Annotated in this window: 11 protein-coding genes; 4 read left to right on the forward strand and 7 right to left on the reverse strand. The window is 50.0% G+C overall.

The window, feature by feature from the left end:
* Positions 1–33: 33 nt before the first annotated feature.
* The gene (locus BZG20_RS00600; RefSeq protein WP_198531442.1) at positions 34–3,177 is read right to left on the reverse strand and encodes an ATP-binding protein; all 3,144 of its coding nucleotides are present in this window, start codon (positions 3,175–3,177) and stop codon (positions 34–36) included.
* Between the two features lie 349 nt (positions 3,178–3,526).
* Here BZG20_RS00600 and BZG20_RS00605 point away from each other — a divergent pair, with 349 nt between their 5' ends.
* The 3 genes from BZG20_RS00605 (at position 3,527) to nagK (ending at position 5,757) form a co-directional block, all read left to right on the forward strand.
* A complete protein-coding gene (locus BZG20_RS00605; protein WP_046073196.1) occupies positions 3,527–3,871 on the forward strand; it encodes a DUF3802 family protein in 345 nt (114 codons plus the stop codon).
* 127 nt (positions 3,872–3,998) lie between these two features.
* Positions 3,999–4,730, forward strand: a complete 732-nt coding sequence (locus tag BZG20_RS00610) for a tRNA-uridine aminocarboxypropyltransferase (protein ID WP_077577793.1) — start codon at positions 3,999–4,001, stop codon at positions 4,728–4,730.
* A 124-nt stretch (positions 4,731–4,854) separates the two neighbouring features.
* Entirely contained in the window at positions 4,855–5,757 is a 903-nt protein-coding gene (nagK, locus tag BZG20_RS00615) for an N-acetylglucosamine kinase (RefSeq protein WP_046073198.1), read from the forward strand.
* Positions 5,758–5,802: 45 nt separating this feature from the next.
* Here nagK and BZG20_RS00620 read toward each other — a convergent pair whose 3' ends face one another.
* The 4 genes from BZG20_RS00620 to BZG20_RS00635 all read right to left on the reverse strand — a co-directional run bounded on the left by BZG20_RS00620 (position 5,803) and on the right by BZG20_RS00635 (position 11,091).
* On the reverse strand, positions 5,803–6,891 hold the full coding sequence (locus BZG20_RS00620) for a ketoacyl-ACP synthase III (RefSeq protein WP_172969973.1): 1,089 nt from the start codon (positions 6,889–6,891) through the stop codon (positions 5,803–5,805).
* Between the two features lie 117 nt (positions 6,892–7,008).
* The gene (locus tag BZG20_RS00625; RefSeq protein WP_077577794.1) at positions 7,009–8,379 is read right to left on the reverse strand and encodes a DASS family sodium-coupled anion symporter; all 1,371 of its coding nucleotides are present in this window, start codon (positions 8,377–8,379) and stop codon (positions 7,009–7,011) included.
* Positions 8,380–8,608: 229 nt separating this feature from the next.
* A complete protein-coding gene (locus BZG20_RS00630; protein WP_077577795.1) occupies positions 8,609–9,280 on the reverse strand; it encodes an ElyC/SanA/YdcF family protein in 672 nt (223 codons plus the stop codon).
* Between the two features lie 119 nt (positions 9,281–9,399).
* On the reverse strand, positions 9,400–11,091 hold the full coding sequence (locus tag BZG20_RS00635) for an NAD-dependent malic enzyme (RefSeq protein ID WP_077577796.1): 1,692 nt from the start codon (positions 11,089–11,091) through the stop codon (positions 9,400–9,402).
* Between the two features lie 480 nt (positions 11,092–11,571).
* On the opposite strand from BZG20_RS00635, the gene BZG20_RS00640 reads away from it, so the two are divergent.
* A complete protein-coding gene (locus BZG20_RS00640; protein WP_077577797.1) occupies positions 11,572–12,309 on the forward strand; it encodes a transporter substrate-binding domain-containing protein in 738 nt (245 codons plus the stop codon).
* A 116-nt stretch (positions 12,310–12,425) separates the two neighbouring features.
* Here BZG20_RS00640 and BZG20_RS00645 read toward each other — a convergent pair whose 3' ends face one another.
* On the reverse strand, positions 12,426–12,908 hold the full coding sequence (locus BZG20_RS00645) for a YajQ family cyclic di-GMP-binding protein (RefSeq protein ID WP_046073201.1): 483 nt from the start codon (positions 12,906–12,908) through the stop codon (positions 12,426–12,428).
* A 52-nt stretch (positions 12,909–12,960) separates the two neighbouring features.
* On the reverse strand, positions 12,961–14,016 hold the full coding sequence (locus BZG20_RS00650; RefSeq protein ID WP_077577798.1) for a 3-deoxy-7-phosphoheptulonate synthase: 1,056 nt from the start codon (positions 14,014–14,016) through the stop codon (positions 12,961–12,963).
* Positions 14,017–14,145: the final 129 nt, after the last annotated feature.

The following is a 14,145-nucleotide window of genomic DNA, read 5'->3' on the forward strand; positions in this document are numbered from 1 at the left end:
CACATTCATCTGTCTGTGACCGCGTATATTGGGTCATTGAGGATCACGCGGTAATACCTCCAGCAAATGATCAAGTACCGTGTTGATACGGGTTAATGCCTGAACAAGTGCTTCTGTTTGCTGATTGTTGGCGGCTTGTTCGGCCTCAAGACAGGCTTGGTGAAGCGCTGTCGCACCAATGCTGCCTGCGGCAGATTTCTGTTTGTGTGCCGCCTCTTTTAATGCTTGCCAGTGTTCAAAAGGCGGTTGCGATTGCGCGAGGGCGCGTAGGCCAGGGACGCTACGTTTGAGGAAAACATTCACAATGTCTTGATAGGCGTGTTGCTGTCCGCCATATAAGCGATCAACCACCGTTGGATCGAGTATAGATGGCGCGTCGGCGCTGGCTGTCACAGGGGGTGGAGTAGGTCGCGTCGTCGCGTGTGGACGGTTAATCCAATAGGTTAAGCGTTCGTCAAGCGGATCCAGCTCAATGGGCTTGGTAATGTAATCGTCCATGCCTGCTTCAAAACACCGTGTTTCTTCACCACTGAGCGCATTGGCGGTAATGGCGATAATAGGCACCCAACCCGATGCCCCTTGGATCTCGCGTAAAGCCGCGGTGAGTGCATAGCCATCCTTGTTGGGCATATGGCAGTCGGTCAGGACAAGATCCACCTGATGGTGTTGATACGCTGTGAGTGCCTGGTCACCATCATCCGCCATCACCACCTCATAGCCAAGATAATGGAGTTGCTGGGTGAGTACCTGTTGGTTCGTGGGGTTATCCTCTGCGACTAAAATACACCCGCGAGTGCGTTCGGGATCGCGTGCTTTGGCTTCTGCCTCGTCGGGAAGAGGCAACATAGCGTCAGATTCCGCCAACATACTGATATCGGGACTTTCAAGCCCAAGGCATACACGTAGACCGTGGACCAGACGACGATAGGTTAATGGTGAGGCAAACAGCTCTACGATGCGTTTATCAGGGTGGGTTGCCAGCGATAAGGTATGTTTGAGCGCAATCACATGATCGACCGCGCGTTCAGCGATTAATGTACTTGGCTCGGCGTGGGTGGTAATCAATAACCGGTGTGTGGCCAGTTGCTTGTCCACTTTCGACGGCGATGAATCATGGTGATAAGCGATATGCAAGTGCTCCAGATAGCGGCACACCGCGTGATTGAGTGCGTCTTGAGGAATATCCACTGCAACCGATAATTGTTGCGCATGCTCGCGATTAATCGGTCGCTCTGCAGGTTCTGCCAATGGGTTTACCGTATAATCGATACGCACGGTAAATCGTGTGCCGTTTCCCTGCTCACTCTCAATGTCAATCTCACCGCCGAGGAGATCGATAATATTCTTACAAATGGCTAAGCCGAGCCCTGAGCCTCCAAACTCTCGGGTGGTAGACGACTCCGCTTGGCTGAATGGCTGGAAGATAGTGTCGAGTTTATCTGGTGCAATGCCGATCCCGTTATCGGTGATGGTAAACACCAGCTGTGCTTTTTGCGCCTGTGGGTTATCTATCGCATCAATATTAACTGTTACAAAACCAGGCTGACGGTGATGGCCACCAGAGAACTTAATCGCATTACCAACCAGATTAAACAGTACCTGTTTTAATCGGTTGGGATCGCCCACCAGTTGATCGGGGAGGTGAGGGTTAATGAATAGTGACAGTGTCACCTTTCGCTTATTGGCATGATGGCTGACGGTGTCCATCACTTGCTCTACGGTATCGGACAAAGAAAAGGTGACACGTTCAAATTGCAGCTTTCCGGCCTCGGTGCGTGAAAAGTCGAGGATGTCGTTAATGATGGAGAGCAAAGAAAGAGCGGATTCGCGCACCGTGCTAATCAGGCTTTGCTGAGAGGGCGTTAACGACGAGCGACGAAGCATATCGAGCATCCCAATCACACCATTCATTGGTGTGCGGATTTCATGACTCATGGTGGCGAGAAATTGCGCTTTGGCGCGAGAGGCACTTTCTGCGCGCTCTTTTTCGGCCATTAATTGCTCTCGAGCCTGATTACGAGAAATGATATGCGCACGAAATATCACTAGACCATGGGCGATCTTACCGACTTCATCCGTCCGATCTTGAAAATTACTGGCCGGTGGGGTCATATCGCCAGCCACTAGGCGCTGCATGGAATCGGCGAGTTTGGCAATCGGCTGAGTGAATGTGCGGTAAATATAAAAGTACATCGCGCCACTGACGAACAAGATAAAAATCAGCAAATAGCCAAGGTTGAGCTGATTTGAGTGGAGTATTGAACGCAAATCAACCATTGAGCGGGTAACCACTTTTCCTGTCTGTTGTGCGAACGTTGAGAGCGCATCCTCAAGCGCTTGGTATTCTTGATCACTCAAGGTTCGCACTGCGGTCATGGCGCCGACTTTGGCACTGGGCTGATAGTTATTAAAAATGGCGATACCACTGCGCTTTAAACTGGTGAAATGGTGGCGGATGTTGGACAGTTTTTTCAGTGAGGCAGGGTCGTTGAGCTCGAACTGCGCCAAGGAAAGATAGCGCTCGAATGTTGCCATATCTTCCATAAAGCGTTGTCGGCTACTTTCTCGCCCATCTAGATATTGGTTAAGCTCAGTCAGCATATCGCCATTTTCATCGACCAGCTCATCAAGGTATTGCAACACGGCCAGGTTATCGGGCTGTGTGAGCGATTGTGAGGCCTTTAATTCGGCAATCAAGTTATCAATCGGTCGCACCACATCAATGGATAGTCGCATTACCTGTTTACGTGCCCATTGCTCAGCGACCGGATCAAACTCTGTTAAGACTTTTTGATGAGCGATACGTTGAAAGCGCTCATAAAGCTGGCTGATCAATGAAAGTCGCTGCTCTGCGTCGGGTTTTACCTCACGTAGGCGAGCCAGTAATTGTTCAAAATCTTGCTGACTTTCTAGAAAAACCGCGAGCGATTCATGACGGCCCATGACATATTTGAGCATGCTGGCATTCATATCACTGGCGGCACGCTGCATGCGCATGGTGATAATTGCACTCGGGATTTCTTGATGAGTAGCGCGGCCAACATCGCGGTTGACGCGCTCCTGCATGATGTAGCTCGAGACTGACAGGCCCAGCACCATCAAGGTGATGAAGGTCATGATCAACCCAATCTTGCTGACGATACTCTTACCAAATGGGCGAGGGTGATTTACCTTCATGACGATTCCTACATCCTTGTCAACGATTGATTTGGGCGTGATCCGTGTTAAATTGCGCGTTGTGTTGTTTGCTTTCATCACAGTGAAGCCAGACTATACTGCAAGGAGACTGGCGTCAGTCGTTTGTATGATTTGACGTTGTCACTCGGCCCCCTTATTTGAGCCAGACTGAAAGGGAAGAGGACGATGTGAGCAGACACCATGTCATAGAACGATGATCAGTTTATAGTATACAGTGCGCTAAGCACTGCGAAGCGTGACTCGCTTTCTAATTTCGCCTTCAATAGGCGCAAATAGCCGACGGGCACGGTACAATAGCGATAGTTGAATAGTCTAAGGACAAGTAATCATGGTAGTAGACTCAGACGGGTATCAAGCACTGATCGAACATTTTGCGTTTAATCTCTCTGTGTTTGAAAAACCGGGTGAAGCCATTGGCGATGATACCATTGCCGATATTGTGCACGATCTGGTCGCCTCTAATATTATGACCATTTGCGAGCAAAATCCTGGGCTTTCGTCTGCATTGCGCTTCACCATATTACGAGAGGCTGACCGTGTGGTTGAAGATATGGAAGAAGTGCTGGCGGGTCGGTGGGAGCAACCAGTGACCGCAGAGCAGGTAGGCTTTCTCGAAGAGTACGTTGCCTTGGTAAAAAACCTTTTTGATGGTGCCATGGTCGAGCTGCGCTAGTGACAAGCCCTGGCGGTTACCGTTTAATGCCTGTCTTCCTCTGCTTTTGTGATCTTGGCCGCGCGATACTGACAGCAAACCTCAGTTCGGTATACTAGGCGGTCCATTTACAACCTCAGATTTTACCATGTGCCAATCCGCCCCGCGTCACGCTATTCATGCGCTTTATTCCGCCCGTTTGGCTCGTGCAACGCGTCCCTATCTCGCACGTGGCGCCGGTGTAGACCGCTGCCCATCATGCATGTTAGTTCGTCATTTCTGTGTGTGTGAGTACCGAGCAGCGTGCCAGACCCATGCCGCGTTCATGTTACTCATGTACGATGATGAGGTGCTAAAACCCAGTAATACAGGACGTTTGATTGCTGACTGCGTCGCGGATACCTACGCGTTTATCTGGTCACGTACGCAGCCTGATCCTGATATGTTGGCGTTGTTATCCCGCTCAGCGTTTCAACCCTATGTTGTCTTTCCTGCTCAGTACACAACCCCGACGCGTATGACGGCGCCAGCACGTATCCATGACAGCGCGAAGCGGCCGTTATTTATCATCATTGACGGCACTTGGCGGGAGGCGAAAAAAATCTTTCGTAAAAGCCCTTGGCTTGATCACTTTCCGGTTTTAAGTATTGAACCTCAGGCATTATCTCGGTACCGCGTGCGCGATGCTCACGGTGAAAACCAACTGGCGACAGCAGAAGTGGCTGCGGAAGTGCTTGCTGTCAATCAAGAGCACAAGGCGGCAGATTACTTAAACCAATGGTTCGATGTCTTTCGTGAGCGATACCTCGCAGGCAAACGACAAAAACACCTTGCGGAAGACAATGCGTTGACGCGCTTTCTTGATGACGACCCCTTGTGAATGATGCCGACCCCTGAGTGAAAAGTCTGGTTGGAAAACAACGAAACTTGGGGCTAATCACGGACTTTTGCCTTGGTTTGCTGAATAATCTGGTTAAATAACGACAATTTAAGGTGGCTTAGCCATGTATTACGGCTTTGATGTGGGCGGCACAAAAATTGAATTTGGCGCCTTCGATAAACAACTCAATCGTGTTGCGACCGAGCGTCACCCAACACCAACGCAAGATTACCCCGCATTAATCGACACATTGGTGCGGTTGGTGGAAAAGTATGATGCGGAGTTAGGGCAAAAAGGAACCATTGGTATTGGTATTCCAGGCTCTCAAGCAGAAGATGGAACGGTGCTGACCGTCAATGTGCCCGCGGCAAATGGACAGTCGTTACGGGCTGATCTACAAGCACGCGTCGGGCGCGAAGTGCGTATTAGCAATGACGCCAATTGTTTTGCGTTGTCAGAAGCATGGGATGCGCAAGCGCAATCGGCGAAAACCGTGTTAGGGCTAATCTTGGGCACAGGCTTTGGTGGTGGCTTGGTGATCAATGGCAAAGTCATTAATGGCAAAAACCAAATGGCGGGCGAAGTCGGGCATATGCGTATGCCGATTGATGCCTGGCTAAGGTTGGGTGATAACCCGCCGATGTTTGCGTGTGGTTGTGGGAATAAAGGTTGCCTAGACAATTATTTATCTGGGCGTGGGTTTGAACAGCTTTATGCTCACTTTTATCAGCCGTTGTCAGCGATCGAAATCATCGAACAGTATCGCCAAGGTGAACCGGATGCGGTGGCATTTGTTGACTGCTTCTTTGATGTGTTAGCCATGGCTCTGGGGGGCGTATTAACCGCGTTTGATCCAGACATGGTCGTGCTTGGTGGCGGCCTATCTAACTTTGATGAGCTGTATCAAGCGATTCCTGAACGCTTACCGGCACACCTACTGTCTGCGGCTAACGCCCCTGATATTGTCAAAGCGCAGCACGGTGATGCGGGAGGGGTGCGTGGCGCTGCCTTCCTACACCTAACTTGATGCCAATAACAAAGCCGACGCAAGTCGGCTTTGTGGTGAGACATTTTATTCTGGTTTTTTATGCTGACAATGGCGGATGGCGTTGTCGAGTAATTCAAGTGCCGTTTTATCGGTTGGCGGTAACGCTGCGTCAGACTCAGCGATTGGCGTTGTACGCTCGCCCCAACGGATTAAGCCTGCGCCCCAAGTCAGGCCAGCGCCAAATGCCGCGGTGAGTAGCTGGCTATGTGGCTTGACCGCCCCTTGCTCAACTGCTTCGCACAAAGCGATGGGGATCGTGGCTGCTGAGGTATTGCCATAGCGCTGGATATTAATAAACGCCTTATCTAACTCGATGCCAGCGTGCTCACATAAGGTTTCGATAATCCGTTTGTTGGCTTGGTGTGGCACGACCAGATCAATACCGTCAGCATTGAGCTGATTCCGTGTTAACACCTGATTCGCCGCTGATCCCATGCCTTTAACCGCGCGTTTAAAAATGTCACGGCCGATAAAATCAAACGCAAAATAGCCATTGTCCGGGTCGAAGCGATCCATTGCGGTACCAAAGGCAGGGATCGCGAGTACATCACGGCCTGCTGGATCACAACCAAGTTGCGCGTCAAGTAGCCCCACTTCCTGTTCGCTTTTGCTCACCACGACCGCGCCGGCACCATCACCAAATAGCACGGCGGTATCGCGTTTGCTCCAATCCAAATACCAGGTTAAATGCTCTGCGCCGATAATGAGTGCATGCTGATAGTGGCCAGCTTGGAGCATCTTGGTTGCGGTTTCTAATCCGTATAAAAACCCGGTACAAGCGGCATTCATATCAAATGCAGCGGCACGAAGTGCACCTAAGTTGCCTTGCACTTTGGAGGCAATATTGGGGATCAGCGTGTCTGGTGAGCAGGTCGCTACAATCAACAGATCAAGCTGGCTTGCCTCAATGCCTGCCGCCGCTAATGCGCGTTGAGCGGCAACGGTGGCGAGCTCTGAGGTTTCTACATGACTCACTCGGCGCGCTTCAATACCTGTGCGTGAGCGAATCCATTCATCATTGGTCTCTAAAATTGTGCTGAGATCGTCATTGCTCAACACCGCGGGCGGAAGGCACTTCCCCCAGCCTGTAATTTCTGCAAATGCCATAGTTATTTACGGGTTGTTTAGCGTTGCGCTAGTGTAAACCTGAAACTCGGATGAAACAATTTTGATGGTTGATAAGGCGTGAAAAACACTACCTGGCGCAAACACCAGGTAGTGGGAGAGTGATTACCAGAACAGGCGAGTGAAAATCGCCAAGACAGCAATACAAACAATGTTGAGATATAAGCCAACACGCATCATATCACGTTGTTCTATATGGCCTGAACCAAACACAATGGCGTTTGGTGGCGTGGCGACCGGCAGCATAAAGGCACATGACGCGGCAATAGCGATCAGCGCAGAGAGTGCAACGGGTGACACACCCAATGCTTCGGCGATGGTAGCAAAAACCGGTACTAGGAGTGCAGCGCTGGCGGTATTACTCGCAAACTCAGTCAAGAAAATGACGAATGCCACCACGCCTAGCATAGTGAAAAACAGCCCAGATCCTGTCAGTGCATTGCTCAGGTGGTTGGCGAGAAACAAACTCGTGCCGGTTGCTTTGAGGACATTGCTCAAACAAATTCCCCCACCGAAGAGTAGCAGCACGCCCCAGTCAGCGGTTTTTTCGACTTCTTTCCATTTCACAACTCGCGTTGCCCCCAGCAAGACAATCGCGGATAACGCCACAATAGAGTCAAACTTGCTAAGGCCACCAAGCATGGCATTCAATGGTTTACTGAATATCCAGGCACTGACGGTCAGTGCGAAAATCACAAGCGTGATCACGCGAGGTTTGCTCCAGGTGAAGTCACGCTGATCCGCTTTAAAACTATGGTTAAGGTTCGGCTTGGTGAGCACATACAAGACGGCAACGGCGATGGGGAGCAATATCAGAGTGACAGGCAGGCCTAATTTCATCCAATCTGCAAAGCTAAGCCCAGCTTCAGCCGCCGCAATCGCATTTGGGGGACTACCGACAATGGTCGCTATGCCGCCGATGCTCGCGCAATAGGCAATACCCAAGAGCACAAACACATAGGTGCCATGATCTTTTTGATTATTTACCTTGTGCAAAATGCCTAACACCAGTGGCAGCATCATAGCGGTTGTCGCGGTGTTACTGATCCACATGGATAGAGCGGCCGTGACCCCAAATAACATCATGACGGCCACCGACATTTTGCCTTGGGCAATGGTGAGCACTTTATTGGCGATGGCTTGATCGAGGCCTTGTGCTTGCAGCGCGGCTGCCAAGGCAAAACCACCGAGAAAGAGAAAAATGATGGGATTGGCGAAATTTGACATCGCTGCCGGTGTTTCAAACACGCCAAGCGCGACGGCCATAATGGGCACCAGGATCGCGGTGATGCTGACATGAATCGCTTCAGTCAGCCATAACACGGCAATGAATATCAGTAAGCTTAGGCCGGTTGTGACATCTGTTTCAAACGGCAGGGTGTTGTACAAGATGAAAAACAGGGCAATGTCAGCAAACAAGATCCACGCTTTTCTATCCAGCCCCGACGCACGGGAGGAAAGGGTTTGCACATCCATAGGGCGTCCTTTTTTAAACGTTATTGAGTATTTTTATAATGTTTTGCTTTGAGTTTTTAGGTGCTTGATAGGGGTAGGGTTACTGCCATTTGGGCGACAGTGGGCCTCCAAGCGACGGCTAATATACGCCTAAATAGTCCGCGTGTTAATCGATTGCAGGCAGGTTTTTAAACAAATGATTAAAGTAATGTGAAAATTGTGATTGGGTCGGCACTGGTCGATATTGGGGTTAGTCGTTCGACGTTGAGACGCCACTGATTGGCTCTTTTGGGCCGGTAAACTTGGGTTTGACGTTGAGAATAAAGCTATCAAGTACCGCTTTGGTTCTTGCTAATACTTCACGTGCGCGAATTTTGACACCTGCCCAGCCTTGCGGACTCGGTACAGCGTAACAAATAGCATCAATATTGTTTACATCGGCGAGAAATAACGCACGCTCGCAATGAAACTGTTGGCTGATCACGGTGTAGCGCGCCAAACTGAAAACGGTTTTCGCGCGGACAACGGAGTCCAGCGTTCGAAAACCCGCATAGTCAAGGTGAATCGTCTCTTCCGGGATCCCTGCTTGACGTAAATCTCGCTTCATCGTCCAGGGCTCATTATACGAGCGGTGCGCGTTGTCGCCACTGAGTAAAAGGTGCTGAATCTTACCCGCATGATATAACGACTCCGCGGCTTCAATCCGGTAGGTATAATAGGGATTGGGTGTTTTACCAATATACTTACTGGTTCCCAGAACCAAGCCGACTTGCCGAGCGGGTAGCGTCTCAGCTTGTTGATAAACACGTCCTTTGGCATTAAGCGTGATCGCGATATCACTGGCGGCCATCACGATAGCGGTGACCACAGTAAAACCAATCAATGTGAAAATCGCCCGATGAAAAAGGCGCTGGAGAGCCATGGTGCGTTTTATTACCTTTGCGCGAATTAAGCCGCACTCGGGGTCACGTGTGCGGGCAAGTAGATGGAATAATAGCAAAAAAAGCGCCGGGATAGACGCTTTTTTCTGTTAGGCTCGCGTTAAAAAGAGGTCCGTTTGTAAGCACGATATTGTGGTGACCAGAAGCTCTCTTCAATACGCTTTTTAAGGGCCTCGTCAGACAGTTCTGAGGCAACCCCCTCAGCAATAGCCTCTTTCGCAACCGCAAACGCGATGCGTTTTGATACCTGCGTGATATCTTCCAACGACGGTAGTAGGGCGCCTGTGCCACGCTTGGCTAATGGCGAGCACTCAGCTAAAGCGCGCGATGAGGCCATCAGCATGCCATCTGTCACCCGGGATGCAGCAACCGCTAACACGCCCAGCCCAATGCCTGGGAAAATATAGCTGTTATTACACTGTGCAATAGGAAAGGTCTTGCCATTGTCTAAACGAACAGGTTCGAACGGACTCCCTGTGGCAACCAGCGCTTGGCCGTCAGTCCAGCGCAAAATATCAAAGGGCGTTGCCTCCACACGGCTGGTAGGGTTAGAGAGAGGGAAAACGATAGGACGTGGGCAATTGGCATGCATTTCTTTCACCACATCCTCGGTAAATAATCCAGGTGCGCCAGAGACGCCGACCAATACGGTCGGTTTCGCATTCCGCACGACATCGAGCAACGAAATGTTACTGTCTTCTAACTGCCAGTGGTTGAGCGCCTCGCTCTTTTGCACCAGCCGTTGCTGAAAGTCGAGTAAGTTAGGCATGGCATCGATTAATAGCCCCCAACGGTCGACCATGTAGACACGTGCGCGCGCCTCTTGATCGGAGATACCTTCAGATACCATTTGCGCGATGATCGCTTCGGCAATACCACAACCGGCTGATCCAGCGCCCAAAAATGTGATGCGTTGCTCGGAGAGCTTAGTACCTGCGGCTTTACACGCTGCAATCAAAGAGCCAACAGTCACCGCGGCAGTACCTTGAATATCGTCATTAAAGCAGCAGACTCTATCCTTATATCGCTCCAGGATCGGCATAGCATTTTTTTGTGCAAAGTCTTCAAATTGAATCAAGGCATCTGGCCAGCGGCGTTGAACCGCTTGGATAAACTCTTCAATAAAGGCATCGTATTCTTGTCCGCTGATGCGGGTGTGACGCCAGCCCATATACATGGGATCAGAAAGGCGTTGTGGGTTATTGGTACCGACATCCAACACAATAGGGAGTGTGTAGGCTGGACTGATCCCACCACAAGCTGTGTAAAGCGACAGCTTACCAATCGGGATGCCCATGCCGCCAATTCCCTGATCGCCGAGTCCGAGAATACGCTCCCCATCGGTGACAACAATCACTTTGACGTTATGACGAGAGGCGTTATTAAGTACATCATCAATGCGATCGCGGTTAGGATAAGAAATGAAAAGCCCGCGGCCTCGGCGATAGATATTGGAGAAGTTCTCACAGGCTGCGCCTACCGTCGGAGTATAGATGATGGGCATCATTTCGGTAATATGGTTGGAAACTAACCGGTAAAAAAGCGTTTCATTGGTATCTTGGATGTTGCGTAGATAAATATGCTTGTCGATATCGTTCTCGAAGCGCTGATACTGTTGGTAGGCACGCTCAGTTTGTTCTTCAATCGTTTCGATGGCGTCAGGCAATAAGCCCTCGAGGTTAAAAAACTTACGCTCTTCGACGCTGAATGCGCTTCCTTTATTCAACAATGGCGTTTCTAGCAAGGCTGGTCCCGCATAGGGAATATAGAGAGGACGTTTTTGGTTATTCATGAATGATCAGACTCGATGTTGTCTTTTAATTAGGTCGATGATGAGTATTGGGCGTTATCTGGTGCCTTCGTGGCAAAAATGATCCCTTGCGAAACGCTTTAAAGGCGTCAGTCTGCGATAGCCCATAATTACGCTGTAATTGGGGACAAAGTTTAGGCATGAATGGTGACCTAATTCAACTTTTTTACTTGATTGTGCGGGATCGGCAGAGGTATCTAAGAGAGCGTTTAAATTTGTTATCAGCGCTGAACGGCTCATTTTTTTCTGATTATTCAAACGTTTGTACATAGAAAAAACGGAAGTTAGATCACAACCTCCGGCAAAACTGCGCACGGGACATGGAAGCTGACTACACTAGAGGTGGTGAGCGAATAGTGACAAGGCCACGCCTTATCCTATTCAGCTTCTCCAATTTGGTATGAGCTAATAATAATAATGTTGGCTGAGCACATTTAATGGAAGGTTAAAAGAGGTAGTCCAATGAAGTCACTCATTGCCGCCAGCTTGCTGGTTTTCTCAACCACCACAGTCGCTGCAAACTTAGGCGATCTTGATTATATCACTGAGGTGTATCCGCCGTTTAACTATGAAGAGCGCGGTGAGTTAAAGGGAATTGCGGTTGATTTTCTCGAAGCTGCAACAGAAGCAGCAGGGGATCCGGTAAGCCGAGATCAAGTGAAGATTCAGCCATGGGCACGTGGTTATGCCACGGCACTGTCTGAGCCCAATACCGTATTGTTTTCAACCACACGGACGGATGAACGGGAAGATAAGTTTAAATGGGTAGGGCCGATTACAGACACAAAAATTGTTGTCTGGGCCCCTAAAAGCAAAGGGATCACTATCGACAATGCGAGTGACTTTGCCAACTATAAAGTCGGCGTTGTACGCGATGACGTCGGTGAGCACTTGTTACGCTCAATGGGTGTCGATGAAGGCGCGCTACGCCTCTCGCCAAAAGCGGATTTACTCGCCAAACAATTGGCGGCGGGTCGTGTTGATATGTGGGCGTACGAGGAAAACGTCAGTGCCTTCATTATGAGCCAAAACAATATTGACACTAGCCAGTTTGAAGTGGTTCATGTCTTGGATGAGTCTCAGCTCTACTATAGCTTTAGTAACAACACGCCAGATAGCTATGTTGAAAAGCTACAAGCGGGCATTGATCAAGCGACCGCCGATGGCACGCTTGAGGAAATCAAAAGCAAGTACAAGTAGTATGACGCGAGTGTTGTCACGAAAAAGCGCTTAGCGACTGACACGCGCTGCCGAATAAAACGGGCCTAAGTCTAACAGGCCCGTTTTTTTATGCTATTGATAACAAGTGCTCGGGGCTAGTCGCGAAAGTTTTCAAATTGGAAAGGCTGCTCAAAGTCACTTTCCTTGATTAATTGAATCACTGCCTGCAAATCATCCCGTTTCTTTCCGGTGACACGCACTTGCTCGCCCTGAATCTGGGTTTGCACTTTCATCTTGGCATCTTTAATCGCTTTGGTGATCTTCTTCGCGACAGGCGTTTCAATACCGTTTTTAAATTTCACCTGTTGATAAAAGGTTTTGCCAGAGTGAACCATGTCTTGGATATCCATTGCGCGTGCATCAACACCACGCTTGGCGAGATTACTGCGCAGCATGTCCATCATTTGGTTAACCTGAAAATCCGCTTCAGCCGTTACTTTCACGGTTTCTTTATCGAGTTCGAAGCTGGCCTCAACACCACGAAAATCAAAGCGAGTTGCAAGCTCTCGGTTGGCGTTGTCCACTGCGTTTTTTAGCTCAACGTTGTCAATTTCAGAGACAATATCAAATGAAGGCATAGTCTTTTCCTAATTGGGGCGTGAGCCAGTCACGCCGATAAATCGTCAGTCATTATGGGGTGTTGCGCGCCGCGACGGCATCAGCCAGTTGCTCGAGCAAGCGCTCGGTATCGGCCCATCCCAGACAGGGGTCAGTGATCGACTGGCCATAAACGCGTGATTGCTCGTCACCCATGGTTTGATTGCCTTCTTGTAAGAAGCTCTCAGCCATGATACCGGCAATCGCTTGCTCGCCATGGCGGATCTGATCAGCAATATTCGCGCATACATCAAGCTGGCGGCGATGCTGCTTTTGGCAATTACCGTGGCTGAAGTCTACCACAAGCTTACCAGGCAATTTGAAATCGCTTAGCGTTTGCGCGGCGGCTTTCACATCGTCGGCGTAATAGTTCGGCTGATGACCGCCGCGTAAAATGACATGCCCATCTGGGTTGCCTGCGGTTCGATAAATGGTCATGCTGCCATTTTTGTCGGGTGAGCAGAAAAGGTGAGACTCTCTGCTCGCGCGAATGGCATCGACGGCAATACGGATATTGCCGTCTGTGCCATTTTTAAAGCCGACAGGGCTGGAGAGTGCAGAGGCCATTTCACGATGAATTTGTGATTCTGTCGTGCGGGCGCCAATCGCTCCCCAGCTGATCAAGTCAGCGATATACTGACCCGTGATCATGTCGAGAAACTCGGTAGCAGTCGGCAGTCCCATTTTGTTGATATCGAGCAGGAGCTCACGCGCCGTAAACAGGCCTGCACGAATATCACCGCTTCCGTCAAGGTGCGGGTCATTGATAAGGCCTTTCCAACCGACAACCGTACGTGGCTTTTCAAAATATGTGCGCATCACCACCAATAATTGGTCGCTGTACTTATCGGCGAGCGGTTTAAGCTTGGCTGCGTAATCACGGGCCGCGTCGGGATCATGAACAGAGCAGGGACCAACAATCGCTAGCAGCCTCGTATCGTCGCCATTGAGAATACGACTGATCGCCTGTCGTGCGGCGGTAATATGGTGAGCAACATTGTCGTTGATGGGGTGGGCAGCTTCCACCTCTGCAGGCGTAGGCATGGTATCAACCACACGTGTTCGAAGCTCATCGGTTTTCAGTGGCATAGAGGACAGCCTTCCTCACATCTTATTCTGTTGCGAAGCCAGTAAGATAGCAAAAAACGCCGCCCATGAAAGCATCAATGTGACATCTGTTGGATTTTTCTTGTCAGAGCGGTGATCACCGAGGCGTAT

The organism is Salinivibrio sp. IB868 (assembly GCF_001995655.1).
In the GTDB taxonomy this organism is placed as follows: Bacteria; Pseudomonadota; Gammaproteobacteria; order Enterobacterales; family Vibrionaceae; genus Salinivibrio; species Salinivibrio siamensis.

Coding starts and splice junctions, on each gene's coding strand:
- nagK (WP_046073198.1), top strand. CDS start 4,855: ATGTATTACGGCTTTGATGTGGGCGGCACAAAAATTGAATTTGGCGCC.
- BZG20_RS00600 (WP_198531442.1), bottom strand. CDS start 3,177: ATGAAGGTAAATCACCCTCGCCCATTTGGTAAGAGTATCGTCAGCAAG.
- BZG20_RS00650 (WP_077577798.1), bottom strand. CDS start 14,016: ATGCCACTGAAAACCGATGAGCTTCGAACACGTGTGGTTGATACCATG.
- BZG20_RS00640 (WP_077577797.1), top strand. CDS start 11,572: ATGAAGTCACTCATTGCCGCCAGCTTGCTGGTTTTCTCAACCACCACA.
- BZG20_RS00605 (WP_046073196.1), top strand. CDS start 3,527: ATGGTAGTAGACTCAGACGGGTATCAAGCACTGATCGAACATTTTGCG.
- BZG20_RS00635 (WP_077577796.1), bottom strand. CDS start 11,091: ATGAATAACCAAAAACGTCCTCTCTATATTCCCTATGCGGGACCAGCC.
- BZG20_RS00610 (WP_077577793.1), top strand. CDS start 3,999: ATGTGCCAATCCGCCCCGCGTCACGCTATTCATGCGCTTTATTCCGCC.
- BZG20_RS00630 (WP_077577795.1), bottom strand. CDS start 9,280: ATGGCTCTCCAGCGCCTTTTTCATCGGGCGATTTTCACATTGATTGGT.
- BZG20_RS00645 (WP_046073201.1), bottom strand. CDS start 12,908: ATGCCTTCATTTGATATTGTCTCTGAAATTGACAACGTTGAGCTAAAA.
- BZG20_RS00625 (WP_077577794.1), bottom strand. CDS start 8,379: ATGGATGTGCAAACCCTTTCCTCCCGTGCGTCGGGGCTGGATAGAAAA.